Origin of the sequence: Pseudomonas marincola, from assembly GCF_900682675.2 — a bacterium.
Classification (GTDB): domain Bacteria; phylum Pseudomonadota; class Gammaproteobacteria; order Pseudomonadales; family Pseudomonadaceae; genus Aquipseudomonas; species Aquipseudomonas marincola.
Map to the genome: position 1 here is coordinate 757,971 of NZ_LR215729.2, position 22,177 is coordinate 780,147.

Genomic DNA, 22,177 nt, shown 5'->3' on the forward strand with positions numbered 1-22,177 from the left:
ACGCGAATCGGCGGTGGAGCACTTTGCTCCATCGCCAGCTCCGCCAGGAGGAAAGGCCTTGAAAGACCTACTGAATTTGCTGAAAAACCAGGGTCAAGTCGAAGAGTTCGACGCCATCCGTATTGGATTGGCATCGCCTGAGATGATCCGCTCGTGGTCGTTCGGTGAAGTTAAAAAGCCGGAAACCATCAACTACCGTACGTTCAAACCAGAGCGTGACGGTCTGTTCTGCGCCAAAATCTTTGGCCCGGTAAAAGACTATGAGTGCCTGTGCGGTAAGTACAAGCGCCTCAAGCACCGTGGTGTTATCTGTGAGAAGTGCGGCGTTGAAGTTGCACTGGCCAAAGTTCGTCGTGAGCGTATGGCGCACATCGAACTGGCTTCGCCGGTTGCCCACATCTGGTTCCTGAAGTCGCTGCCGAGCCGTATCGGTTTGCTGATGGACATGACCCTGCGTGATATCGAACGTGTTCTCTATTTCGAGAGCTATGTTGTTATCGATCCGGGCATGACCACGCTTGAAAAAGGTCAGCTGCTGAACGATGAGCAGTACTTCGAAGCACTGGAAGAGTTCGGTGACGACTTCGACGCCCGTATGGGTGCCGAAGCTGTTCGCGAGCTTTTGCACGCTATCGATCTGGAGCACGAAATTGGCCGTCTGCGTGAAGAGATTCCGCAAACCAATTCGGAAACCAAGATCAAGAAGCTGTCCAAGCGTCTGAAGCTGATGGAAGCGTTCCTCGGCTCGGGCAACTTGCCTGAGTGGATGATCCTGACCGTTCTGCCGGTTCTGCCGCCAGATCTGCGTCCGTTGGTACCGCTTGATGGTGGCCGTTTCGCAACGTCCGACCTCAACGACCTGTACCGCCGTGTGATCAACCGTAACAACCGTCTTAAGCGCCTGCTCGATCTGTCGGCGCCAGACATCATCGTGCGTAACGAAAAGCGCATGCTGCAAGAGTCGGTTGACGCCCTGCTGGACAACGGCCGTCGCGGTCGCGCCATCACTGGTTCGAACAAGCGTCCATTGAAATCCCTGGCTGACATGATCAAGGGTAAGCAAGGTCGTTTCCGTCAGAACCTGCTCGGTAAGCGCGTGGACTACTCCGGTCGTTCGGTAATTACCGTAGGCCCGACCCTGCGTCTGCACCAGTGCGGTCTGCCTAAGAAGATGGCACTTGAGCTGTTCAAGCCGTTCATTTTCGGCAAGCTGGAAATGCGTGGTCTCGCTACCACCATCAAAGCTGCCAAGAAGATGGTTGAGCGTGAGCTGCCAGAAGTTTGGGACGTTCTCGCTGAAGTAATTCGCGAACACCCAGTGCTTCTCAACCGTGCACCGACCCTTCACCGTCTGGGTATCCAGGCGTTTGAACCGGTTCTGATTGAAGGTAAGGCTATCCAGCTGCACCCGTTGGTTTGTGCGGCGTACAACGCCGACTTCGACGGTGACCAGATGGCTGTGCACGTACCGCTGACGCTGGAAGCCCAGCTCGAAGCCCGTGCATTGATGATGTCGACCAACAACATTCTGTCGCCAGCCAACGGTGAGCCAATCATCGTGCCGTCGCAGGACGTTGTATTGGGTCTGTATTACATGACGCGTGAAGCGATCAACGCCAAAGGCGAAGGTCGTGTATTCGCTGACTTGCAGGAAGTTGACCGCGTTTTCCGCGCCGGTGAAGCCTCTCTGCACGCTCGCGTAAAAGTGCGTATTCACGAAACCATCAACGAAAAAGATGGCAGCGTGACCAAGAACACCCGCATCGTCGACACCACTGTCGGCCGCGCGCTGTTGTACCAGATCGTGCCTGCTGGCCTGTCCTATGACGTGGTCAACCAGTCGATGAAGAAGAAGGCTATCTCCAAGCTGATCAACCAGTGCTACCGCACTGTCGGCTTGAAAGACACCGTTATCTTCGCTGACCAGTTGATGTACACCGGTTTCGCCTATTCGACCATCTCGGGTGTGTCGATCGGTGTTAACGACTTCGTCATCCCGGATGAAAAAGCACGCATCATCGACAGTGCAACCGAAGAAGTTAAAGAGATCGAAAGCCAGTACGCATCGGGCCTGGTAACTCAGGGCGAGAAGTACAACAAGGTTATCGACTTGTGGTCCAAGGCCAACGACGAAGTGTCCAAGGCGATGATGGCCAACCTCTCGAAAGAGAAGGTTGTTGACCGTCACGGCGAGGAAGTTGACCAAGAGTCCTTCAACTCGATGTACATGATGGCCGACTCGGGTGCGCGGGGTTCCGCAGCCCAGATTCGTCAGCTTGCCGGTATGCGTGGTCTGATGGCCAAGCCGGACGGCTCGATCATCGAAACGCCGATTACTGCGAACTTCCGTGAAGGTTTGAGCGTACTTCAGTACTTCATCTCGACTCACGGTGCTCGTAAGGGTCTGGCGGATACCGCACTTAAAACAGCTAACTCCGGTTATCTGACGCGCCGTCTGGTAGACGTTGCTCAGGATCTGGTGGTAACTGAAGTTGATTGCGGCACTGAACATGGCCTGCTGATGACACCGCACATTGAAGGCGGTGACGTAGTAGAGCCGCTGGGTGAGCGCGTATTGGGCCGAGTAATCGCCAAAGACGTATTCAAGCCTGGCACTGAAGACGTAATCGTTCCTGCCGGTACGCTGGTAGACGAGCAGTGGGTTGAGTTCATCGAGCTGAACAGCATCGACGAAGTTATCGTGCGCTCGCCAATCAGCTGTGAAACTCGTTATGGCATCTGTGCCAAGTGCTACGGCCGCGATCTGGCCCGTGGTCACCAGGTGAACATCGGTGAAGCTGTCGGCGTTATCGCTGCACAGTCGATCGGTGAGCCGGGTACACAGCTGACCATGCGTACGTTCCACATCGGTGGTGCGGCAAGCCGTACTTCGGCTGCTGACAGCATTCAGGTTAAGAACGGCGGCCAAATCCGCCTGCACAACCTCAAGCACGTTGAGCGTGTGGACGGCTGCCTGATCGCGGTATCGCGTTCTGGTGAACTGGCCCTGGCTGACGAGTTCGGTCGTGAGCGTGAGCGTTACAAGCTGCCTTACGGTGCTGTGATCTCGGTTAAGGAAGGTGACAAAGTTGATCCGGGCGCCATCGTCGCCAAGTGGGATCCGCACACTCACCCAATCGTTACCGAAATGAAAGGTACCGTGACGTTCGTAGGCATGGAAGAAGGGATCACCATCAAGCGTCAGACTGACGAATTGACTGGTTTGACCAACATCGAAGTGCTTGATCCGAAAGATCGTCCGGCTGCTGGTAAAGACATTCGTCCGGCCATCAAGATGGTTGGCGACGATGGTAAAGACTTGCTGCTGCCAGGTACCGACGTACCGGCTCAGTACTTCCTGCCGTCGAACGCATTGGTCGGTGTACAGGATGGTGCGCAAATCGCCATCGGTGACGTTATCGCGCGTATCCCGCAAGAAACGTCGAAGACCCGTGACATCACCGGTGGTCTGCCACGCGTAGCTGACTTGTTCGAAGCGCGTCGTCCGAAAGAAGCATCGATCCTGGCTGAAATCAGCGGCACGATCTCCTTCGGTAAAGAGACCAAAGGCAAGCGTCGTCTGGTGATTACACCAACCGACGGTAGCGATCCGTACGAAGAGCTGATTCCGAAGTGGCGCCACCTGAACGTGTTCGAAGGTGAACAGGTTAACAAGGGTGAAGTTATCTCGGACGGCCCGAGCGATCCGCACGACATCCTGCGTCTGCTGGGTGTAAGCGCGCTGGCCAAGTACATCGTTAACGAGATTCAAGACGTTTACCGTCTGCAAGGCGTGAAAATCAACGATAAGCACATCGAGACCATCCTGCGTCAGATGCTGCGTAAAGTTGAAGTGGCAGAGTCCGGCGACTCAACCTTCATCAAGGGTGACCAGATGGAGTTGACCGCGGTACTGGGTGAGAACGAGCGTCTGGCTGCAGAAGACAAGTTCATCGCCAAGTACAGCCGCGTGTTGCTGGGTATCACCAAAGCGTCGTTGTCGACTGAGTCGTTCATCTCGGCAGCCTCGTTCCAGGAAACTACCCGCGTTCTTACGGAAGCGGCAGTGACTGGTAAGCGTGACTACCTGCGCGGCTTGAAAGAGAACGTGGTTGTGGGTCGTTTGATCCCGGCCGGTACCGGTTTGGCTTATCACAGCGAGCGCAAGCGCAAGCGTGATGCAGACAAGCCAGTTCGCGTTAGCGCCAGTGAAGTGGAAGCTGCACTGACCGAAGCGTTGAACTTCAGCGGAAATTAAGAGCGTAACCCTGCCGCGCTGAGCGGTAGGGTTGCATCTTGACTGGGAGGCTGAGTCTCTTTAGACTCATGCACCCCTAAATTTGGCAGGGCATGTGCTCTGCCATTTTGCTTTGTTTGTAAAGCAATAGCGTCGAAAGACAACAGTGGAGCTAAAGATGGCAACTATTAACCAGCTGGTACGTCAGCCGCGTAAGCGTATCGTCGAGAAATCCGACGTGCCTGCGCTGCAGAACTGCCCGCAGCGTCGCGGCGTATGCACTCGTGTGTACACCACTACGCCGAAAAAACCTAACTCGGCATTGCGTAAAGTTTGCCGTGTGCGCCTGACCAACGGTTTCGAAGTTTCTTCGTACATCGGTGGTGAAGGTCACAACCTGCAAGAGCACAGCGTAGTGCTGATCCGTGGCGGTCGTGTAAAAGACCTTCCGGGTGTTCGCTACCACACCGTTCGCGGTTCTTTGGATACTTCCGGTGTTAAAGGTCGTAACCAGGGTCGTTCGAAGTACGGTACTAAGCGTCCTAAGTGATTACGCCCCAGTAATGGGACATTTCACTAAATTGCAGTTATCTATTTATTTGAGTCGATAAGAGTAAGGTCGGGCGCAAATGCGGTCCCGAGCTAACCTGAAGACCGTTTGAGGGCTTATCACATGCCAAGACGTCGTGTAGCAGCCAAGCGCGAAGTGCTTGATGATCCAAAATACGGAAGCCAAATTCTGGCCAAGTTCATGAACCACGTAATGGAAAGCGGCAAGAAAGCCGTTGCCGAGCGTATCGTTTATGGCGCGCTGGAAAAGGTTAAAGAACGTAAGAACAGCGATCCCCTGGAGATCTTCGAGAAAGCTCTCGACGCCATCGCTCCGCTGGTCGAAGTGAAGTCGCGCCGCGTTGGTGGTGCTACTTACCAGGTTCCTGTTGAAGTACGTCCTTCCCGTCGTAATGCTCTTGCCATGCGCTGGCTGGTAGATTTCGCCCGTAAGCGCGGCGAGAAGTCTATGGCTCTGCGCCTAGCTGGCGAGTTGCTGGACGCTGCTGAAGGCAAAGGTGCTGCAGTTAAGAAGCGTGAAGACGTGCACCGTATGGCTGAAGCCAACAAGGCTTTCTCGCACTACCGCTTCTAATTTTCTAGCGCTTCTAAACTTTGCGAGGGCTATATGGCTCGTACTACTCCGATTAACCGCTACCGTAACATTGGTATTGTCGCGCACGTTGATGCCGGCAAAACCACTACGACTGAGCGGGTTTTGTTTTACACCGGCGTAAACCACAAAATGGGCGAGGTGCATGATGGCGCCGCGACCATGGACTGGATGGCGCAGGAGCAGGAGCGTGGTATTACCATCACCTCCGCGGCAACCACTGCTTTCTGGCAGGGTTCCGAGAAGCAGTTCGATAAGTACCGCTTCAACATCATCGACACCCCCGGGCACGTTGACTTCACCATCGAAGTAGAGCGCTCGCTGCGCGTACTCGACGGCGCTGTTGTAGTGTTCTGTGGTACTTCGGGCGTTGAGCCGCAGTCGGAAACCGTATGGCGTCAAGCCAACAAGTACGGTGTTCCACGTCTTGTTTACGTAAACAAGATGGACCGTGCCGGTGCTAACTTCCTGCGCGTAATCGGCCAGATCAAAGCGCGCCTGGGTCACACCCCGGTGCCGATCCAGCTGGCTATCGGTTCGGAAGATAACTTCCAGGGTCAGATCGATCTGATCAAGATGAAGGCTATCTACTGGAACGACGACGACAAGGGCATGACTTTCCGCGAAGAAGAAATTCCAGCGGACATGCAGGACTTGGCGGACGAGTGGCGCAGCAACATGGTTGAAGCTGCCGCTGAAGCCTCTGAAGAGCTGATGAACAAGTATCTGGAAGGCGAAGAGCTGACCACTGCTGAAATCAAAGCTGCTCTGCGTCAGCGCACTATCGCTGGCGAAATCGTTCTGGCTGTTTGCGGTTCGTCGTTCAAGAACAAGGGTGTACCTCTGGTTCTCGACGCCGTTATCGACTACCTGCCGGCTCCGGTTGATATTCCTGCGATCAAAGGTACGGATATCGATGATGAAACCGTTGAGATGGAGCGTCATGCAGATGATGCTGAACCGTTCTCGGCTCTGGCTTTCAAAATCGCTACCGACCCATTCGTGGGTACTCTGACGTTCGCTCGCGTTTACTCGGGTGTTCTGAGCTCCGGCGACGGCGTTCTGAACTCGGTTAAAGGCAAGAAAGAGCGCGTGGGTCGTATGGTGCAGATGCACGCAAACACCCGTGAAGAGATCAAAGAAGTACGCGCTGGCGACATCGCTGCTCTGATCGGCATGAAGGACGTCACCACTGGTGACACTCTGTGCTCGCAAGAGAAGCCAATCATCCTCGTTCGTATGGACTTCCCAGAGCCGGTAATCTCGGTTGCTGTCGAGCCTAAGACCAAGGATGACCAGGAAAAAATGGGTATCGCTCTGGGCAAACTCGCTCAGGAAGATCCATCTTTCCGCGTTAAGACAGATGAAGAGACTGGTCAGACGATCATCTCCGGCATGGGCGAGTTGCACCTCGACATCCTCGTAGACCGTATGCGTCGCGAGTTCAACGTCGAAGCCAACATCGGTAAGCCGCAGGTTTCGTACCGTGAGAAGATCACCAAGTCTTGCGAAATCGAAGGCAAATTCGTACGTCAGTCTGGCGGCCGTGGCCAGTTCGGTCATTGCTGGGTTCGTTTTGCTCCGGCAGACGAAGGTCAGGAAGGCTTGCAGTTTGTCAACGAGGTAGTAGGTGGTGTGATTCCTAAGGAATACATCCCGGCTATTCAGAAAGGCATCGAAGAGCAGATGAAGAACGGTGTTGTTGCCGGCTATCCGCTCATCGGCCTGAAGGCTACTGTGTTCGATGGTTCTTACCATGACGTCGACTCCAACGAGATGGCGTTCAAGGTTGCTGCCTCCATGGCTACCAAGCAGCTGTCCCAGAAGGGCGGTGCTGTTGTGCTTGAGCCGGTAATGAAAGTGGAAGTAGTTACACCTGAGGACTACATGGGTGACGTGATGGGTGACCTGAACCGTCGTCGTGGTCTGATTCAAGGTATGGAAGATACGGTCTCTGGCAAGGTTATCCGCGCTGAAGTACCGTTGGGTGAAATGTTCGGTTATGCGACCGACGTTCGTTCCATGTCTCAGGGTCGCGCGAGCTACTCCATGGAATTTTCTAAATACTCTGAGGCTCCGTCGAATATCGTCGAAGCTATCGTTAAGAAAGGCTAATTCAGCCCTTTAGGCTAGAGGATCACTGTCGTGGCTAAAGAAAAATTTGATCGTTCCAAACCACACGTAAACGTCGGCACTATCGGCCACGTTGACCATGGTAAAACTACTCTGACTGCTGCACTGACCAAGGTTTGTGCTGAAGCATTCGGTGGTGCAGTTCGTGACTTCGCTCAGATCGACAGCGCGCCGGAAGAAAAAGCTCGTGGTATCACGATCAACACTTCCCACGTTGAATACGATTCGACCATTCGTCACTACGCGCACGTTGACTGCCCAGGCCACGCTGACTATGTGAAGAACATGATCACTGGTGCTGCTCAGATGGACGGCGCTATCCTGGTTTGCTCGGCCGCTGATGGTCCGATGCCGCAAACTCGTGAGCACATCCTGCTGTCCCGCCAGGTAGGCGTTCCGTACATCGTTGTCTTCCTGAACAAGGCTGACATGGTAGACGACGCTGAGCTGCTGGAACTGGTTGAGATGGAAGTTCGTGACCTGCTGTCGACTTACGACTTCCCGGGCGACGACACTCCGATCATCATCGGTTCGGCTCTGATGGCTCTGAACGGCCAAGACGACAACGAAATGGGCACCACTGCCGTTCGTAAGCTCGTTGAGACTCTGGATACTTACATTCCTGAGCCTGTTCGTGTTATCGACAAGCCATTCCTGATGCCAGTAGAAGACGTATTCTCGATCTCCGGTCGCGGTACTGTTGTAACTGGTCGTATTGAGCGTGGTGTTATCCGCGTTCAGGAAGAAGTGGAAATCGTTGGTCTGCGTGACACCACCAAGACTATCTGTACTGGTGTTGAAATGTTCCGCAAGCTGCTCGACGAAGGTCGTGCTGGCGAGAACTGCGGTATCCTGCTGCGCGGCACCAAGCGTGACGACGTAGAGCGTGGCCAGATCCTGTGCAAACCAGGCAGCGTTAAGCCGCACACCAAGTTCGAAGGCGAAGTGTACGTTCTGTCGAAAGAAGAGGGTGGTCGTCACACTCCTTTCTTCAAGGGCTACCGTCCGCAGTTCTACTTCCGTACTACGGACGTAACTGGTAACTGCGAACTGCCGGAAGGCGTTGAAATGGTAATGCCGGGCGACAACGTGAAAATGGTTGTTACCCTGATCAAGTCGATCGCCATGGAAGATGGTCTGCGCTTCGCAATTCGCGAAGGCGGCCGTACCGTTGGTGCTGGCGTGGTTGCCAAGATCATCGAGTAATCGATTGATCGAGTAAAAGAAGCTCCCGCTTGCGGGGGCTTTTTTTATTGGGTTGACACTAGCTTGACGCGTCTATAGAATTGCGCCTCCTTTTAACGGGCGTTCTGCGCTCGTTGGGAATCGCAGCTTGGAATCTGAGGTCAAAATGCAAAACCAACAAATCCGTATTCGGTTGAAGGCTTTTGACCATCGCCTGATCGATCAATCAACCCAGGAAATCGTGGAAACCGCGAAACGTACTGGTGCTCAGGTGCGTGGTCCGATTCCACTGCCAACTCGCAAAGAGCGGTTCACAGTTCTTACTTCTCCGCACGTCAACAAAGACGCGCGCGATCAGTTTGAAATTCGGACCCATAAGCGTGTACTGGACATCGTCCAGCCAACGGATAAAACCGTTGATGCGCTGATGAAGCTCGACCTTGCGGCTGGCGTGGAAGTGCAGATCAGCCTCGGCTAAGACTTGGGTCTTAGTCGTGTAACGCTCTGAAATGGGCGGCCATAGCGGGTGAAAGCCCCGTACACTCATGAGGTTTACAACATGACTATTGGTGTAGTCGGTCGTAAATGCGGTATGACCCGTGTTTTCACCGAAGAAGGTGTCTCCATTCCGGTTACGGTCATTGAGATCGAACCGAATCGCGTCACCCAGTTCAAAACTGAGGAAACCGACGGCTATCGTGCAGTGCAAGTCACTGTAGGTGAGCGTCGTGCCTCGCGTGTCAGCAAGGCTCAAGCCGGTCACTTCGCTAAGGCGAACGTCGCGGCAGGTCGTGGTGTCTGGGAATTCCGTCTTGAAGAAGGCGACTACTCAGCTGGCGACTTGATCAACGCTGAAATTTTCCAAGCTGGACAGATGGTCGATGTGACCGGTCAGTCCAAAGGTAAAGGCTTTGCCGGTACCATCAAGCGTTGGAACTTCCGCGGCCAAGACAACACTCACGGTAACTCCGTGTCCCACCGTGTTCCGGGTTCGATTGGCCAGTGCCAAACTCCGGGTCGCGTATTCAAGGGCAAAAAAATGTCCGGTCACATGGGTGCTGAGCGTGTGACGGTACAGTCCCTGGAAGTTGTGCGCGTCGACGCTGAACGCAACCTGCTGTTGGTCAAAGGCGCTGTTCCTGGCGCGACTGGCGGTAACTTGGTTGTGCGTCCAGCAGCTAAGACTCGCGGTTAAGGGGAAGCTGACATGCAATTAAATGTAAATGGCGCTCAAGCGATCGAAGTATCCGAAGCAACTTTCGGTGGCGATTACAACGAGACCCTGGTTCACCAAGCAGTTGTGGCCTACATGGCCGGCGGCCGTCAAGGCAGCAAGCAGCAGAAGACTCGTTCTGATGTGTCGGGCGGCGGTAAGCGTCCATGGCGTCAGAAGGGTACTGGCCGCGCTCGTGCCGGTACCACTCGTGGTCCAATCTGGCGTGGTGGTGGTGTGACATTCGCGGCACGTCCGCAGAATCACGACCAAAAGCTGAACAAGAAGATGTATCGCGCTGCGATCCGTTCGATTCTTGCTGAGCTGGTCCGCACCGATCGCCTGGTCGTAGTTGAAGACTTCGCTGTCGAAGCTCCGAAGACTAAAGATCTGCTGGGCAAGCTGAATGGCATGGGTCTGACTGATGTCCTGATCGTGTCTGATGCAATTGATCAAAATCTGTACCTGGCTGCACGTAACCTGCCGCACGTCGATGTTCGTGACGTACAGGGTTCCGATCCGGTCAGTCTGATCGCGTATGAAAAGGTACTGGTTACCGTTTCTGCCGTGAAGAAATTCGAGGAGATGCTGGGATGAACCAGGAACGCGTATTTAAAGTGCTGCTGGGTCCGCACATCTCTGAGAAAGCCACACTACTGGCCGATAAGAAAAGCCAGTTCGTATTCAAGGTTGCAACCGATGCAACCAAGCTGGAAATCAAGAAGGCCGTCGAAAGCCTGTTCAGCGTGAAGGTTGAGCGTGTTACTACTCAGAACGTTCTGGGTAAGAGCAAGCGCACCGCTCGCGGTCTGGGCAAGCGTAACGACTGGAAGAAAGCGATCATCTCGCTTCAGCCAGGCCAAGATCTCGATTTCGCCAGCAGTGCTGAGTAAGGAAGGGGTGCATCATGGCAATCGTTAAATGCAAACCGACTTCCGCTGGCCGCCGTTTTGTGGTCAAGGTGGTCAATCAGGAGCTGCACAAAGGCGCTCCGTACGCTCCGCTGCTTGAGAAGAAGTCGAAGTCTGGCGGTCGTAACAACAATGGTCGCATCACTACCCGTCATATCGGTGGTGGTCACAAGCAGCATTACCGCTTGGTCGATTTCCGTCGCAACGACAAAGATGGCATTCCAGCCACTGTCGAGCGTATTGAATACGATCCGAACCGTACCGCACACATCGCTCTGCTGATGTACGCAGACGGCGAGCGTCGCTACATCATCGCCCCTAAAGGCGTGAGTGCTGGCGATCAGCTGGTAGCTGGCATCATGGCTCCGATCAAACCAGGTAACAGCCTGCAACTGCGTAACATTCCAGTTGGTAGCACTGTTCACGGTATCGAGCTGAAGCCAGGCAAAGGTGCTCAGATCGCTCGTTCCGCTGGTGCTTCGGCTCAGCTGATCGCTCGTGAAGGCGTCTATGTGACTCTGCGTCTGCGTTCCGGTGAGATGCGTAAAGTTCTGGCCGAGTGCCGTGCGACTTTGGGCGAAGTTTCGAACTCCGAGCACAGCCTGCGTTCGCTGGGTAAAGCTGGTGCTAAGCGCTGGCGTGGCGTTCGCCCGACCGTTCGTGGTGTTGCCATGAACCCGGTCGACCACCCACACGGTGGTGGTGAAGGTCGTACCTCAGGTGGTCGTCATCCGGTGTCTCCATGGGGCTTCCCGACTAAGGGTGCTAAGACTCGTGGAAACAAGCGCACCGATAATATGATCGTCCGTCGTCGCAAGTAAATAGAGGGATACGACAGTGCCACGTTCTCTGAAAAAAGGTCCTTTTATTGATCTTCACCTACTGAAGAAGATCGAAGTGGCGGTGGAAAAGAACGATCGCAAGCCAGTTAAAACCTGGTCGCGTCGCTCGATGATCCTGCCGCAAATGGTCGGTCTGACCATTGCTGTACATAACGGCCGTCAGCATGTCCCAGTTCTTGTGAACGAAGACATGGTCGGTCACAAACTCGGCGAGTTTGCTGGTACCCGCACTTATCGTGGGCACGTAGCAGACAAGAAAGCCAAGCGTTAAGGGGTTAGGAAATGGAAGTAGCCGCTAAGTTGTCGGGCGCTCGAATCTCCGCCCAAAAAGCCCGCTTGGTCGCCGACCAGATCCGCGGGAAAAAGGTGGGCGAAGCGCTCAACCTGTTGGCTTTCAGCAGCAAGAAAGCCGCCGAGATCATGAAGAAAGTGCTGGAGTCGGCTGTAGCCAACGCCGAGCACAACGAAGGCGCAGACGTTGATGACTTGAAGGTCAGCACTGTTTTCGTCAACGAAGGGCGTTCGCTGAAGCGAATCATGCCGCGAGCCAAAGGCCGCGCTGATCGCATCGTCAAGCGGTCTTGCCATATCACTGTCAAGGTTGCGGACAAGTAACGGAGTCGATCAGATGGGTCAGAAAGTACATCCCATTGGCATTCGCCTGGGAATCGTCAAGGAGCACACCTCCGTCTGGTACGCAGACGGTCGGACTTATGCGGACTATTTGTTCGCTGATCTGAAAGTGCGTGAGTACCTCCAAGACAAACTAAAAAGCGCGTCCGTAAGCCGTATCGACATTGCTCGTCCGGCTCAGACTGCACGTATCACCATTCACACTGCTCGTCCCGGTATCGTTATCGGTAAGAAAGGTGAAGATGTTGAGAAGCTGCGTCAGGACCTGACCAAGCAAATGGGTGTGCCTGTGCACATCAATATCGAAGAGATCCGCAAGCCGGAACTCGACGGTATGCTGGTTGCGCAGAGCGTAGCTCAGCAGCTGGAGCGTCGTGTGATGTTCCGTCGCGCTATGAAGCGCGCTGTACAAAACGCCATGCGTATTGGTGCCAAGGGCATCAAAATCCAAGTGAGCGGTCGTCTCGGTGGTGCAGAAATCGCACGTACTGAATGGTATCGCGAAGGTCGTGTGCCGTTGCACACCCTGCGTGCCGATATCGACTATGCCACGTACGAAGCGCACACCACTTATGGTGTGATCGGTGTCAAGGTTTGGATCTTCAAAGGCGAAGTAATTGGTGGTCGCCACGAAGAACTGAAACCACAAGCACCTGCGCCTCGTAAAAAAGCTGCTAAGTAAGGGGTACGCCAAATGTTACAACCAAAGCGTACGAAGTTCCGTAAGCAGATGACCGGCCACAACCGTGGCTTGGCTCTGCGCGGTAGCAAAGTCAGCTTCGGCGAATTCGCCTTGAAGTCTGTTGCCCGCGGTCGTCTTACCGCCCGTCAGATCGAGTCCGCTCGTCGTGCTCTGACTCGTCACGTTAAGCGTGGCGGGAAGATCTGGATTCGCGTTTTCCCGGACAAGCCAGTTACCAAGAAGCCTCTCGAAGTGCGGATGGGTAAAGGGAAGGGTGGCGTCGAATATTGGGTAGCCCAGATTCAGCCAGGCAAAGTCCTGTATGAAATCGAAGGCGTTTCCGAAGAGTTGGCGCGTGAGGCATTTGCCTTGGCTGCTGCAAAGCTGCCACTCGCTACCACTTTTGTTAAGCGGACGGTGATGTGATGAAGGCGAATGAACTTCGTGAAAAATCAGCACAGCAGCTGAACGAGCAACTGCTCGGCCTGCTGCGCGACCAGTTCAATCTGCGTATGCAGAAAGCAACTGGCCAGTTGGGGCAGTCTCACCTGCTCTCGCAAGTTAAGCGCGACATCGCTCGTGTGAAAACTGTGCTCAACCAGCAGGCAGGTAAGTGATCATGGCTGAAGCCGAAAAAACAGTCCGTACGCTGACCGGCCGTGTTGTCAGCGACAAGATGGACAAGACCATCACCGTATTGATCGAGCGTCGCGTTAAGCACCCGATCTACGGTAAATACGTTAAGCGTTCGACCAAGCTGCACGCGCATGACGAAAACAATCAGTGCCACATCGGCGACAAAGTTTCGATTCGTGAAACTCGCCCTGTAGCCAAGACTAAGTCTTGGGCTCTGGTTGAAGTCATCGAACGCGCAGTGGAAGTCTAAGGACTAGGGGTCGGAGAAATTATATGATTCAGACTCAATCCATGCTCGACGTTGCTGACAACAGTGGCGCACGTCGCGTTATGTGTATCAAGGTGCTGGGCGGCTCACACCGTCGTTATGCTGGCATCGGTGACATCATCAAGGTAACCGTTAAGGAAGCAATTCCGCGCGGTAAAGTGAAGAAGGGCCAGGTAATGACTGCTGTTGTAGTCCGTACCCGTCACGGCGTTCGTCGTCCTGATGGCTCGATCATTCGCTTCGATGGCAACGCTGCTGTTCTGTTGAACAACAAGCAAGAGCCTATCGGTACCCGTATCTTTGGGCCCGTGACTCGCGAACTTCGTACTGAGAAGTTCATGAAGATCGTCTCGCTCGCCCCTGAAGTGCTTTAAGGAGATCCGACATGCAAAAGATTCGTCGTGACGACGAGATCATCGTGATCGCCGGCAAAGACAAAGGTAAGCGCGGTAAGGTGCTCAAGGTTCTCGCTGACGACCGTTTGGTCGTTGGTGGGATCAACCTGGTTAAGCGTCATACCAAGCCGAACCCGATGTCGGGCGTTCAAGGCGGTATCGTCGAAAAAGAAGCGCCATTGCACGCTTCTAACGTGGCCATTTTCAATGGCGAAACCAACAAGGCAGATCGCGTTGGTTTCAAAGTTGAAGACGGTAAAAAAATTCGTGTCTTCAAGTCGACCCAAAAAGCGGTTGATGCTTGAACACTGCTAGGTAGAAGACCATGGCACGACTAAAAGAGATTTATCGGAAGGAAATTGCGCCCAAGCTGAAGGAAGAACTGAAGCTTGAGAACGTGATGGAAGTTCCGCGTATCACCAAGATCACCCTTAACATGGGCCTGGGCGAAGCAATCGGTGACAAGAAGATCATCGAGCACGCTGTTGCCGACCTGGAAAAGATCACCGGTCAGAAAGTCGTTGTGACTCATGCCCGTAAGTCGATTGCAGGCTTCAAGGTTCGTGAAGGCTGGCCGATTGGCGTTAAAGTAACTCTGCGCCGTGAGCGTATGTACGAGTTCCTGGATCGTCTGCTGTCTATCTCCCTGCCGCGCGTGCGTGACTTCCGCGGCCTGAATGCCAAGTCGTTCGACGGCCGTGGCAACTACAGCATGGGCGTTAAAGAGCAGATCATCTTCCCGGAAATCGACTACGACAAAATCGATGCCCTCCGCGGTCTGGATATTACCCTGACCACTACTGCTCGGACGGATGATGAAGGTCGCGCATTGCTGCGTGCTTTCAAATTCCCGTTCCGCAACTGATAGGAGCTGGATCATGGCCAAAATGAGCATGAGAAACCGTGAGCTGAAGCGTCAGCAAACGGTTGCCAAGTACGCCAAGAAGCGTGCTGAGCTGAAAGCAATCATCGTCGATCAGGAAGCAACTCCTGAAGCACGTTGGGAAGCTTCGGTGGCACTGCAAAAGCAGCCACGTGACGCAAGCGCTTCGCGTCTGCGTAATCGTTGCCGCATCACAGGTCGTCCGCACGGTGTATTCCGTAAGTTCGGTCTGTCGCGCATCAAGCTGCGTGAAGCAGCTATGCGTGGCGACGTACCAGGTCTGCGTAAAGCAAGCTGGTAAATCGTTGCGTACTGTATGGCCGATGCCTCCGTGCGTCGGCTTTACAGACAAGCAAAATGAATCAAGCCCCTATTGGGGCTTGATTCATTTCTGCACAGTCTCTAGAATGTTCGGCTCGCCTGAGCCTGGGTTTTCCCAGGATGTATGGCGACTCTAGCCGAAAGGCTATCTATCTATGTACCAGGAGCGTCTAGCCCATGAGTATGCAGGACCCGTTAGCGGACATGCTAACTCGTATCCGTAATGCCCAGATGGCTGAAAAGTCCGTCGTAAGCATGCCATCTTCTACCTTGAAGGTAGCCGTAGCCAAAGTCCTGAAGGACGAAGGTTATGTTGCGGATTATCAGATTAGCGGCGAAGCAAAGCCGCAGCTGTCCATCGAGCTGAAATATTTCGAAGGCCGTCCGGTCATCGAAGAAGTAAAACGCGCTAGCCGTCCAGGTCTGCGCCAGTACAAGTCCGTCGATGATCTGCCGAAAGTTCGTGGCGGTCTTGGCGTATCCATCGTCTCCACCAACAAAGGTGTGATGACGGATCGTGCTGCACGCGCTGCCGGTGTCGGTGGTGAAGTGCTATGTACAGTGTTCTAAGGGGGGATAAGCATGTCTCGCGTTGCTAAGAACCCCGTCAAGCTGCCTTCTGGTGTAGAGATCAAACTCGCCGGCCAGCAGCTCTCGGTGAAAGGTGCTAAAGGCACTTTGGAACTGAATGTTCATTCGTCCGTTGAAGTGGTCCAGGAATCCGGTGAGCTGCGTTTTGCCGCTCGTAACGGCGACCAGCAGACTCGCGCAATGGCCGGTACCACTCGTGCGTTGGTTAACAACATGGTAATCGGCGTCAGCGAAGGCTTCGAGCGCAAGCTCCAGTTGGTCGGTGTTGGTTATAAGGCTCAAGCTAAAGGACAAATCCTGTCCCTGGCTCTGGGTTTTTCCCACCCAATTGACTACGAATTGCCGCAAGGCGTTACCGCCGAAACCCCTAGCCAGACAGACATCCTGCTCAAGGGCGTCGACAAACAACTGGTTGGTCAGGTAGCTGCGGAGATTCGTGACTTCCGTCGTCCTGAACCTTACAAGGGCAAAGGTGTTCGTTACGCTGACGAAGTCGTCCGCCGTAAAGAAGCCAAGAAGAAGTAGGGCTAGCAAATGACCGACAAAAACGTTACTCGACTGCGCCGCGCTCGCAAAGCACGTCTGAAAATGCACGAACTCGAAGTCGTGCGTCTCTGCGTGTATCGCTCTTCGCAGCACATCTATGCCCAGGTCATTTCGGCCGACGGCAGCAAGGTTCTGGCCAGCGCCTCAACCTTGGACAAAGCACTGCGTGATGGCGCCACTGGCAACATCGACGCAGCCAAGAAAGTTGGTGAGCTGGTTGCCGAGCGCGCGAAAGCCGCTGGTGTAACTCAGGTTGCATTCGACCGTTCTGGCTTCAAGTACCACGGCCGCGTTAAGGCGCTGGCTGATGCTGCTCGTGAAGGCGGGCTGGAGTTCTAAGTTATGTCAAATAACGACCAAAAGCGCGACGAAGGCTACATCGAGAAATTGGTGCAGGTTAACCGTGTAGCTAAAACCGTTAAGGGTGGCCGCATCTTCACTTTCACCGCGTTGACCGTGGTAGGTGATGGTAAAGGTCGCGTAGGTTTCGGCCGTGGTAAATCCCGCGAAGTTCCTGCTGCCATTCAAAAGGCGATGGAAGCTGCGCGTCGCAACATGATCACCGTTGATCTGAACGGTACTACTCTGCAGTACGCGATGAAAGCTGCTCATGGCGCCTCCAAGGTGTACATGCAGCCTGCTTCTGAAGGTACCGGTATCATCGCTGGCGGCGCTATGCGTGCTGTTCTCGAAGTTGCTGGTGTGCAGAACGTTCTGGCCAAGTGCTACGGCTCGACTAACCCGGTAAACGTGGTTCACGCTACGTTCAAGGGTCTGCGTGCTATGCAGTCTCCGGACTCCGTTGCGGCCAAGCGTGGCAAGAGCGTCGAGGAGATTCTCTAATCATGGCTAATACCGTTAAAGTCACGCTGATCAAAAGCGTGAACGGCCGTCTGGCTAATCACAAAGCCTGCGTCAAGGGTCTCGGCCTGCGTCGCATCAATCACACCGTTGAAGTTCTGGATACTCCGGAAAATCGCGGCATGATGAACAAGGCTTATTACCTTCTCCGTGTGGAGGGTTAATTATGTACCTGAATGATTTGAGTCCTGCGCCGGGTTCCCGTCGTGAGAAGCACCGTCCGGGTCGTGGTATCGGTAGTGGTTTGGGTAAGACTGGTGGCCGCGGCCACAAAGGTCAAACCTCCCGCTCCGGTGGTTCCATTGCTCCGGGTTTTGAAGGCGGCCAGCAGCCACTGCACCGTCGTCTTCCTAAGTTTGGTTTCGTTTCTTTGAAGGCTATGGATCGCGCAGAAGTGCGTACTTCCGAGCTGAACAAGATCGAAGGCGACGTAGTTACTCTGCAGGCGCTGAAGGATGCTGACCTGATTAATCAAAACGTACAGCGTGTAAAAGTCATGCTGTCCGGCGAGATTACTCGTGCAGTCACCCTTAAAGGTATCGCCGCCACCAAAGGTGCGCGCGCGGCTATCGAAGCAGCTGGCGGTAAGTTCGAGGAATAAATGGCTAAGCAAGGTGCTCTCTCAGCGCTCAGCAATGGCGGGTTATCCGAGCTCTGGGCTCGTCTGCGCTTTCTGTTCATGGCGATTATCGTCTATCGGATAGGCGCACACATCCCTGTGCCCGGCATCAACCCTGATCGGCTGGCGGACCTGTTTCGACAGAATGAGGGGACCATTCTTAGCTTGTTCAACATGTTTTCCGGCGGTGCGCTGGAGCGCATGAGTATTTTTGCACTGGGGATCATGCCGTACATTTCGGCGTCGATCATCATGCAGCTCATGAGCGCTGTCAGCCCACAGCTGGAGCAGTTGAAGAAGGAAGGTGAGGCTGGTCGTCGTAAGATCAGCCAATACACCCGCTACGGCACTCTCGTCCTGGCATTCGTTCAAGCTATCGGCATGTCCGTTGGTTTGGCGAGCCAGGGCGTCGCGTTCGCTGATGGCTTTAGCTTCTACTTTGTAGCGGTCACTACGTTCGTCGCAGGCGCGATGTTCATGATGTGGCTGGGCGAGCAAATCACCGAGCGTGGTGTTGGTAACGGTATTTCGATGCTGATTTTTGCAGGCATCGTAGCCGGTCTGCCGCGGGCGATTGGGCAGTCTTTCGAGTCTGCTCGTCAGGGCGATATCAATATCTTCGCCCTTGTCGCCATCGGTCTGCTGGCAGTAGCGATCATCGGTTTTGTGGTGTTCATTGAGCGTGGTCAGCGTCGCATTGCGGTGCACTACGCCAAGCGTCAGCAGGGCCGTAAGGTCTTTGCCGCGCAGACTAGCCACTTGCCGCTGAAGGTGAACATGGCAGGGGTTATCCCGGCTATTTTCGCTAGCAGCCTTCTGTTGTTCCCGGCATCGCTGGGGTCCTGGTTTGGTCAGTCCGAAGGTATGGGCTGGCTGCAGGATATTTCACAGGCTATCGCTCCTGGTCAGCCGTTGAACATTTTGCTGTTTAGTGCAGGGATCGTTTTCTTCTGCTTCTTCTACACAGCATTGATGTTCAATCCGAAAGACGTAGCGGAAAACCTGAAGAAGTCCGGTGCCTTTATTCCAGGCATCCGTCCAGGTGAGCAGTCGGCACGTTACATTGATAGCGTTCTGACTCGTTTGACCCTGTTCGGTGCTCTGTACATGACGGCCGTGTGCCTGCTGCCCCAGTTCCTGGTGGTTGCGGCAAACGTTCCGTTCTACCTTGGCGGGACCTCGTTGCTGATCGTGGTAGTGGTTGTTATGGACTTTATGTCCCAAGTACAATCGCACCTCGTTTCACACCAGTACGAATCCCTGATGAAGAAAGCCAACCTGAAGGGCTACGGCAGCGGCATGCTCCGCTAATGTGTCCATAAGGTTCGAGGAGTTGGTGATGAAAGTTCGTGCATCAGTGAAAAAGCTGTGCCGTAACTGCAAAATTATTCGTCGCGAAGGTGTCGTGCGAGTGATCTGCAGCGCGGAACCGCGTCACAAACAGCGCCAAGGCTGAGTGTGATTGTTGCGTAATAAGCCCGGCAGCTAGTGCGCTGCCGGGTTGATTATTTGTTTCTACAGCGTTAATATCTCGCGCCCTTATTCTTGGCTTCCGGGGCGTAGGTAGCTGTCAATTGGAGTTCCACTGAATGGCCCGTATTGCAGGCGTAAACATTCCGGATAACAAACACACTGTTATCTCGCTGACCTACATCTTTGGTGTTGGTCGCACTACTGCACAGAAAATCTGTGCTGCGACCGGGGTTAACCCGGCTGCAAAGATCAAAGATCTCTCTGACGAGCAGATCGAGCAGCTGCGTGGCGAAGTTGCCAAGGTGAATACCGAAGGCGACCTGCGTCGTGAAGTGAACATGAAAATCAAGCGCTTGATGGATCTGGGTTGCTATCGCGGCCTGCGTCATCGTCGCGGTCTTCCGGTTCGCGGTCAGCGTACCAAGACCAACGCGCGTACCCGTAAGGGCCCGCGTAAGCCGATCCGCAAGTAATCGCATTAGCGAATCGACAGGAATTTAATCATGGCTAAACCTGCTGCTCGTACTCGTAAGAAAGTCAAAAAGACGGTGGTTGATGGCATCGCCCATATCCACGCTTCTTTTAACAACACAATCGTGACCATTACTGACCGTCAGGGCAACGCTCTGTCTTGGGCTACCTCCGGTGGTTCAGGTTTCCGCGGTTCACGTAAGAGCACTCCGTTTGCTGCCCAGGTGGCTGCAGAACGTGCTGGTCAAGCTGCGCTGGAATACGGCCTGAAGAACCTCGACGTTAACGTCAAAGGTCCAGGTCCCGGCCGTGAGTCCGCTGTCCGTGCATTGAACGGCTGCGGTTACAAGATCGCCAGCATCACCGATGTGACGCCCATCCCGCACAACGGATGCCGTCCTTCGAAGAAGCGTCGCGTGTAATCAGGAGACAGTGAGAAATGGCTCGTTACATTGGTCCCAAATGCAAACTGTCTCGTCGTGAAGGCACTGATCTTTTCCTGAAGAGTGGCGTACGCGCTCTGGAATCGAAGTGCAACATCGAAGCAGCCCCAGGTATCCACGGTCAGCGCCGTAGCCGTCAGTCTGACTACGGCACTCAGCTGCGTGAGAAGCAAAAAGTTCGTCGTATCTATGGCGTACTTGAGCGTCAGTTCAGCGGTTATTACAAAGAAGCAGCCGGCAAGAAAGGCGCTACTGGTGAGAACCTTCTGCAACTGCTCGAGTGCCGTCTGGATAACGTTGTTTACCGTATGGGCTACGGCGCTACCCGCGCTGAATCCCGTCAGCTGGTATCGCACAAGGCGATCAGCGTAAACGGTAAGACTGTAAACGTTCCGTCTTTCCAGGTTAAAGCTGGTGACGTCGTTGCAGTACGTGAGAAATCGAAGAATCAGCTGCGTATTGTTCAAGCTCTTGAACTGTGTGCACAGCGCGGCCGCGTTGAATGGGTAGAAGTAGACACCGCAAACAAGTCTGGCGTTTTCAAAGCCGTTCCTGTTCGTAGTGACCTCTCCGCTGACATCAACGAAAGCCTGATTGTCGAGCTCTACTCCAAGTAAGGGCTAGAAAATAGGTGTATCCATGCAGATTTCGGTAAATGAGTTCCTGACCCCCCGCCATATTGATGTGCAGGTGGTCAGTCCGACCCGCGCCAAGATCACTCTCGAGCCTCTCGAGCGTGGCTTTGGCCATACCCTGGGCAATGCGTTGCGTCGCATCTTGTTGTCCTCCATGCCTGGCTGTGCAGTAGTCGAGGCCGAGATTGATGGTGTGCTCCACGAGTACAGCGCAATCGAAGGTGTTCAGGAAGACGTAATTGAAATCCTGCTCAACCTTAAAGGTCTGGCTGTTAAGCTGCATGGCCGTGACGAAGTGACACTGACTCTGGCGAAAAAGGGCTCGGGCGTAGTTACCGCTGCCGATATTCAGCTGGATCATGATGTTGAAATCGTTAATGGCGACCACGTGATTGCCAACCTGGCCAGCAATGGCGCGCTGAACATGAAGCTCACCGTAGCTCGTGGTCGCGGCTATGAGCCAGCAGACAGCCGTCAGAGCGATGAAGACGAAAGCCGCAGCATTGGTCGCTTGCAGCTTGACGCTTCGTTCAGCCCTGTTCGTCGCATCTCATACGTGGTGGAAAACGCTCGTGTTGAGCAGCGTACCAACTTGGACAAGCTGGTCATCGACCTGGAGACCAACGGTACTCTGGACCCTGAAGAGGCCATTCGTCGTGCCGCTACCATTCTGCAGCAGCAGTTGGCAGCGTTCGTCGACCTCAAAGGCGACAGCGAACCTGTTGTGATCGAACAAGAAGACGAGATCGATCCGATCCTGCTTCGCCCAGTAGATGACCTGGAATTGACCGTACGTTCGGCTAACTGCCTCAAGGCAGAAAACATCTACTACATTGGTGATCTGATTCAGCGCACCGAAGTAGAGCTGTTGAAAACCCCGAACCTGGGCAAGAAATCCCTGACTGAAATCAAGGATGTTCTGGCTTCTCGCGGTCTGTCCCTCGGTATGCGCCTCGACAACTGGCCGCCGGCAAGTCTGAAGAAAGACGATAAGGCGACTGCCTGATCGTCATCATCACCGAACGTGAGTTTGGTAA

The 22,177-nt window shown here is 54.2% G+C and carries 32 protein-coding genes; all 32 read left to right on the forward strand.

The genetic code is table 11. The annotated features are described in order from the left end of the window. Nucleotides 1-58 precede the first annotated feature (58 nt). The 32 genes from rpoC (at nucleotide 59) to PMYSY11_RS03505 (ending at nucleotide 22,146) form a co-directional block, all read left to right on the forward strand. Nucleotides 59-4,258, forward strand: coding sequence for a DNA-directed RNA polymerase subunit beta' (rpoC, locus tag PMYSY11_RS03350; protein WP_069901951.1), 4,200 nt, complete (start codon nucleotides 59-61; stop codon nucleotides 4,256-4,258). Nucleotides 4,259-4,415: 157 nt separating this feature from the next. After that, nucleotides 4,416-4,787 (forward strand): 30S ribosomal protein S12, encoded by a 372-nt coding sequence (gene rpsL, locus PMYSY11_RS03355; RefSeq protein ID WP_003186084.1) that lies wholly within the window; start codon nucleotides 4,416-4,418, stop codon nucleotides 4,785-4,787. A gap of 123 nt (nucleotides 4,788-4,910) precedes the next feature. Further along, entirely contained in the window at nucleotides 4,911-5,381 is a 471-nt protein-coding gene (gene rpsG, locus PMYSY11_RS03360) for a 30S ribosomal protein S7 (RefSeq protein ID WP_002555493.1), read from the forward strand. 33 nt (nucleotides 5,382-5,414) lie between these two features. Next, nucleotides 5,415-7,514: an elongation factor G gene (gene fusA, locus PMYSY11_RS03365; protein WP_069901952.1), complete on the forward strand. Its 2,100-nt coding sequence runs from the start codon at nucleotides 5,415-5,417 to the stop codon at nucleotides 7,512-7,514. 30 nt (nucleotides 7,515-7,544) lie between these two features. Then, nucleotides 7,545-8,738, forward strand: coding sequence for an elongation factor Tu (gene tuf / locus PMYSY11_RS03370; RefSeq protein WP_069901953.1), 1,194 nt, complete (start codon nucleotides 7,545-7,547; stop codon nucleotides 8,736-8,738). Nucleotides 8,739-8,883: 145 nt separating this feature from the next. Next, the gene (rpsJ, locus tag PMYSY11_RS03375; RefSeq protein ID WP_010486970.1) at nucleotides 8,884-9,195 is read left to right on the forward strand and encodes a 30S ribosomal protein S10; all 312 of its coding nucleotides are present in this window, start codon (nucleotides 8,884-8,886) and stop codon (nucleotides 9,193-9,195) included. Nucleotides 9,196-9,276: 81 nt separating this feature from the next. Continuing rightward, nucleotides 9,277-9,912: a 50S ribosomal protein L3 gene (rplC, locus tag PMYSY11_RS03380; protein ID WP_150548318.1), complete on the forward strand. Its 636-nt coding sequence runs from the start codon at nucleotides 9,277-9,279 to the stop codon at nucleotides 9,910-9,912. A 12-nt stretch (nucleotides 9,913-9,924) separates the two neighbouring features. Then, nucleotides 9,925-10,527, forward strand: coding sequence for a 50S ribosomal protein L4 (gene rplD / locus PMYSY11_RS03385; protein ID WP_010486975.1), 603 nt, complete (start codon nucleotides 9,925-9,927; stop codon nucleotides 10,525-10,527). After that, nucleotides 10,524-10,823 (forward strand): 50S ribosomal protein L23, encoded by a 300-nt coding sequence (gene rplW / locus PMYSY11_RS03390; protein WP_069901955.1) that lies wholly within the window; start codon nucleotides 10,524-10,526, stop codon nucleotides 10,821-10,823. Before rplD ends, rplW begins: the two co-directional genes overlap by 4 nt. Nucleotides 10,824-10,837: 14 nt before the next feature. Then, complete coding sequence (rplB, locus tag PMYSY11_RS03395) at nucleotides 10,838-11,662, forward strand: 50S ribosomal protein L2 (protein ID WP_069901956.1); 825 nt, start codon at nucleotides 10,838-10,840, stop codon at nucleotides 11,660-11,662. Between the two features lie 16 nt (nucleotides 11,663-11,678). After that, nucleotides 11,679-11,954 carry a 30S ribosomal protein S19 gene (gene rpsS, locus PMYSY11_RS03400; RefSeq protein ID WP_010486981.1) on the forward strand — a complete coding sequence of 92 codons (276 nt, stop codon included), beginning with the start codon at nucleotides 11,679-11,681 and terminating at the stop codon, nucleotides 11,952-11,954. Nucleotides 11,955-11,965: 11 nt separating this feature from the next. After that, the gene (gene rplV, locus PMYSY11_RS03405; protein ID WP_003103908.1) at nucleotides 11,966-12,298 is read left to right on the forward strand and encodes a 50S ribosomal protein L22; all 333 of its coding nucleotides are present in this window, start codon (nucleotides 11,966-11,968) and stop codon (nucleotides 12,296-12,298) included. 13 nt (nucleotides 12,299-12,311) lie between these two features. Beyond that, complete coding sequence (rpsC, locus tag PMYSY11_RS03410) at nucleotides 12,312-12,998, forward strand: 30S ribosomal protein S3 (RefSeq protein WP_010486985.1); 687 nt, start codon at nucleotides 12,312-12,314, stop codon at nucleotides 12,996-12,998. A 12-nt stretch (nucleotides 12,999-13,010) separates the two neighbouring features. Next, nucleotides 13,011-13,424 (forward strand): 50S ribosomal protein L16, encoded by a 414-nt coding sequence (gene rplP, locus PMYSY11_RS03415; protein WP_150548319.1) that lies wholly within the window; start codon nucleotides 13,011-13,013, stop codon nucleotides 13,422-13,424. Beyond that, nucleotides 13,424-13,615 (forward strand): 50S ribosomal protein L29, encoded by a 192-nt coding sequence (gene rpmC / locus PMYSY11_RS03420; protein ID WP_002555481.1) that lies wholly within the window; start codon nucleotides 13,424-13,426, stop codon nucleotides 13,613-13,615. Before rplP ends, rpmC begins: the two co-directional genes overlap by 1 nt. Nucleotides 13,616-13,617: 2 nt before the next feature. Next, nucleotides 13,618-13,884, forward strand: coding sequence for a 30S ribosomal protein S17 (rpsQ, locus tag PMYSY11_RS03425; protein WP_069902144.1), 267 nt, complete (start codon nucleotides 13,618-13,620; stop codon nucleotides 13,882-13,884). Between the two features lie 23 nt (nucleotides 13,885-13,907). Beyond that, nucleotides 13,908-14,276 carry a 50S ribosomal protein L14 gene (gene rplN / locus PMYSY11_RS03430; protein ID WP_003281831.1) on the forward strand — a complete coding sequence of 123 codons (369 nt, stop codon included), beginning with the start codon at nucleotides 13,908-13,910 and terminating at the stop codon, nucleotides 14,274-14,276. 11 nt (nucleotides 14,277-14,287) lie between these two features. Beyond that, the gene (gene rplX, locus PMYSY11_RS03435) at nucleotides 14,288-14,602 is read left to right on the forward strand and encodes a 50S ribosomal protein L24 (protein WP_009397501.1); all 315 of its coding nucleotides are present in this window, start codon (nucleotides 14,288-14,290) and stop codon (nucleotides 14,600-14,602) included. 20 nt (nucleotides 14,603-14,622) lie between these two features. Then, entirely contained in the window at nucleotides 14,623-15,162 is a 540-nt protein-coding gene (gene rplE, locus PMYSY11_RS03440) for a 50S ribosomal protein L5 (RefSeq protein ID WP_069901957.1), read from the forward strand. Nucleotides 15,163-15,175: 13 nt separating this feature from the next. Continuing rightward, nucleotides 15,176-15,481, forward strand: a complete 306-nt coding sequence (gene rpsN, locus PMYSY11_RS03445) for a 30S ribosomal protein S14 (RefSeq protein ID WP_150548320.1) — start codon at nucleotides 15,176-15,178, stop codon at nucleotides 15,479-15,481. Nucleotides 15,482-15,678: 197 nt separating this feature from the next. Next, nucleotides 15,679-16,071, forward strand: coding sequence for a 30S ribosomal protein S8 (gene rpsH / locus PMYSY11_RS03450; protein WP_069901959.1), 393 nt, complete (start codon nucleotides 15,679-15,681; stop codon nucleotides 16,069-16,071). 12 nt (nucleotides 16,072-16,083) lie between these two features. Continuing rightward, a complete protein-coding gene (gene rplF, locus PMYSY11_RS03455; protein ID WP_069901960.1) occupies nucleotides 16,084-16,617 on the forward strand; it encodes a 50S ribosomal protein L6 in 534 nt (177 codons plus the stop codon). Between the two features lie 9 nt (nucleotides 16,618-16,626). Next, nucleotides 16,627-16,977, forward strand: a complete 351-nt coding sequence (gene rplR / locus PMYSY11_RS03460) for a 50S ribosomal protein L18 (protein WP_069901961.1) — start codon at nucleotides 16,627-16,629, stop codon at nucleotides 16,975-16,977. 3 nt (nucleotides 16,978-16,980) lie between these two features. Further along, on the forward strand, nucleotides 16,981-17,481 hold the full coding sequence (rpsE, locus tag PMYSY11_RS03465) for a 30S ribosomal protein S5 (protein WP_069901962.1): 501 nt from the start codon (nucleotides 16,981-16,983) through the stop codon (nucleotides 17,479-17,481). A 2-nt stretch (nucleotides 17,482-17,483) separates the two neighbouring features. Continuing rightward, a complete protein-coding gene (gene rpmD / locus PMYSY11_RS03470; RefSeq protein WP_010487007.1) occupies nucleotides 17,484-17,663 on the forward strand; it encodes a 50S ribosomal protein L30 in 180 nt (59 codons plus the stop codon). Between the two features lie 2 nt (nucleotides 17,664-17,665). Beyond that, a complete protein-coding gene (gene rplO, locus PMYSY11_RS03475; RefSeq protein ID WP_069901963.1) occupies nucleotides 17,666-18,100 on the forward strand; it encodes a 50S ribosomal protein L15 in 435 nt (144 codons plus the stop codon). Then, nucleotides 18,101-19,429, forward strand: a complete 1,329-nt coding sequence (gene secY, locus PMYSY11_RS03480) for a preprotein translocase subunit SecY (protein ID WP_069901964.1) — start codon at nucleotides 18,101-18,103, stop codon at nucleotides 19,427-19,429. A gap of 28 nt (nucleotides 19,430-19,457) precedes the next feature. Continuing rightward, a complete protein-coding gene (rpmJ, locus tag PMYSY11_RS03485; RefSeq protein ID WP_002555468.1) occupies nucleotides 19,458-19,574 on the forward strand; it encodes a 50S ribosomal protein L36 in 117 nt (38 codons plus the stop codon). Nucleotides 19,575-19,707: 133 nt separating this feature from the next. Next, a complete protein-coding gene (gene rpsM / locus PMYSY11_RS03490) occupies nucleotides 19,708-20,064 on the forward strand; it encodes a 30S ribosomal protein S13 (protein ID WP_010487012.1) in 357 nt (118 codons plus the stop codon). 30 nt (nucleotides 20,065-20,094) lie between these two features. Then, nucleotides 20,095-20,484 (forward strand): 30S ribosomal protein S11, encoded by a 390-nt coding sequence (gene rpsK / locus PMYSY11_RS03495; protein WP_013789773.1) that lies wholly within the window; start codon nucleotides 20,095-20,097, stop codon nucleotides 20,482-20,484. A 17-nt stretch (nucleotides 20,485-20,501) separates the two neighbouring features. Beyond that, complete coding sequence (gene rpsD, locus PMYSY11_RS03500) at nucleotides 20,502-21,122, forward strand: 30S ribosomal protein S4 (RefSeq protein WP_069901965.1); 621 nt, start codon at nucleotides 20,502-20,504, stop codon at nucleotides 21,120-21,122. 22 nt (nucleotides 21,123-21,144) lie between these two features. After that, nucleotides 21,145-22,146 (forward strand): DNA-directed RNA polymerase subunit alpha, encoded by a 1,002-nt coding sequence (locus tag PMYSY11_RS03505; RefSeq protein WP_069901966.1) that lies wholly within the window; start codon nucleotides 21,145-21,147, stop codon nucleotides 22,144-22,146. Nucleotides 22,147-22,177 lie beyond the last annotated feature (31 nt).

Bases quoted from the DNA above. Each gene is read 5' to 3' on its own strand.
- rpsK (WP_013789773.1), top strand. From the start codon at position 20,095: ATGGCTAAACCTGCTGCTCGTACTCGTAAGAAAGTCAAAAAGACGGTG.
- rplV (WP_003103908.1), top strand. From the start codon at position 11,966: ATGGAAGTAGCCGCTAAGTTGTCGGGCGCTCGAATCTCCGCCCAAAAA.
- rpmJ (WP_002555468.1), top strand. From the start codon at position 19,458: ATGAAAGTTCGTGCATCAGTGAAAAAGCTGTGCCGTAACTGCAAAATT.
- rpsN (WP_150548320.1), top strand. From the start codon at position 15,176: ATGGCCAAAATGAGCATGAGAAACCGTGAGCTGAAGCGTCAGCAAACG.
- rpsG (WP_002555493.1), top strand. From the start codon at position 4,911: ATGCCAAGACGTCGTGTAGCAGCCAAGCGCGAAGTGCTTGATGATCCA.
- rplF (WP_069901960.1), top strand. From the start codon at position 16,084: ATGTCTCGCGTTGCTAAGAACCCCGTCAAGCTGCCTTCTGGTGTAGAG.
- rpsE (WP_069901962.1), top strand. From the start codon at position 16,981: ATGTCAAATAACGACCAAAAGCGCGACGAAGGCTACATCGAGAAATTG.
- rplO (WP_069901963.1), top strand. From the start codon at position 17,666: ATGTACCTGAATGATTTGAGTCCTGCGCCGGGTTCCCGTCGTGAGAAG.
- rplN (WP_003281831.1), top strand. From the start codon at position 13,908: ATGATTCAGACTCAATCCATGCTCGACGTTGCTGACAACAGTGGCGCA.
- rpsL (WP_003186084.1), top strand. From the start codon at position 4,416: ATGGCAACTATTAACCAGCTGGTACGTCAGCCGCGTAAGCGTATCGTC.
- rpsH (WP_069901959.1), top strand. From the start codon at position 15,679: ATGAGTATGCAGGACCCGTTAGCGGACATGCTAACTCGTATCCGTAAT.
- rplD (WP_010486975.1), top strand. From the start codon at position 9,925: ATGCAATTAAATGTAAATGGCGCTCAAGCGATCGAAGTATCCGAAGCA.
- rpsD (WP_069901965.1), top strand. From the start codon at position 20,502: ATGGCTCGTTACATTGGTCCCAAATGCAAACTGTCTCGTCGTGAAGGC.
- rpsJ (WP_010486970.1), top strand. From the start codon at position 8,884: ATGCAAAACCAACAAATCCGTATTCGGTTGAAGGCTTTTGACCATCGC.
- rplP (WP_150548319.1), top strand. From the start codon at position 13,011: ATGTTACAACCAAAGCGTACGAAGTTCCGTAAGCAGATGACCGGCCAC.
- rplW (WP_069901955.1), top strand. From the start codon at position 10,524: ATGAACCAGGAACGCGTATTTAAAGTGCTGCTGGGTCCGCACATCTCT.
- rplE (WP_069901957.1), top strand. From the start codon at position 14,623: ATGGCACGACTAAAAGAGATTTATCGGAAGGAAATTGCGCCCAAGCTG.
- rpsQ (WP_069902144.1), top strand. From the start codon at position 13,618: ATGGCTGAAGCCGAAAAAACAGTCCGTACGCTGACCGGCCGTGTTGTC.
- rpmD (WP_010487007.1), top strand. From the start codon at position 17,484: ATGGCTAATACCGTTAAAGTCACGCTGATCAAAAGCGTGAACGGCCGT.
- fusA (WP_069901952.1), top strand. From the start codon at position 5,415: ATGGCTCGTACTACTCCGATTAACCGCTACCGTAACATTGGTATTGTC.
- rpmC (WP_002555481.1), top strand. From the start codon at position 13,424: ATGAAGGCGAATGAACTTCGTGAAAAATCAGCACAGCAGCTGAACGAG.
- rplB (WP_069901956.1), top strand. From the start codon at position 10,838: ATGGCAATCGTTAAATGCAAACCGACTTCCGCTGGCCGCCGTTTTGTG.
- rpsM (WP_010487012.1), top strand. From the start codon at position 19,708: ATGGCCCGTATTGCAGGCGTAAACATTCCGGATAACAAACACACTGTT.
- rplC (WP_150548318.1), top strand. From the start codon at position 9,277: ATGACTATTGGTGTAGTCGGTCGTAAATGCGGTATGACCCGTGTTTTC.
- rplX (WP_009397501.1), top strand. From the start codon at position 14,288: ATGCAAAAGATTCGTCGTGACGACGAGATCATCGTGATCGCCGGCAAA.
- rpsC (WP_010486985.1), top strand. From the start codon at position 12,312: ATGGGTCAGAAAGTACATCCCATTGGCATTCGCCTGGGAATCGTCAAG.
- rplR (WP_069901961.1), top strand. From the start codon at position 16,627: ATGACCGACAAAAACGTTACTCGACTGCGCCGCGCTCGCAAAGCACGT.
- PMYSY11_RS03505 (WP_069901966.1), top strand. From the start codon at position 21,145: ATGCAGATTTCGGTAAATGAGTTCCTGACCCCCCGCCATATTGATGTG.
- secY (WP_069901964.1), top strand. From the start codon at position 18,101: ATGGCTAAGCAAGGTGCTCTCTCAGCGCTCAGCAATGGCGGGTTATCC.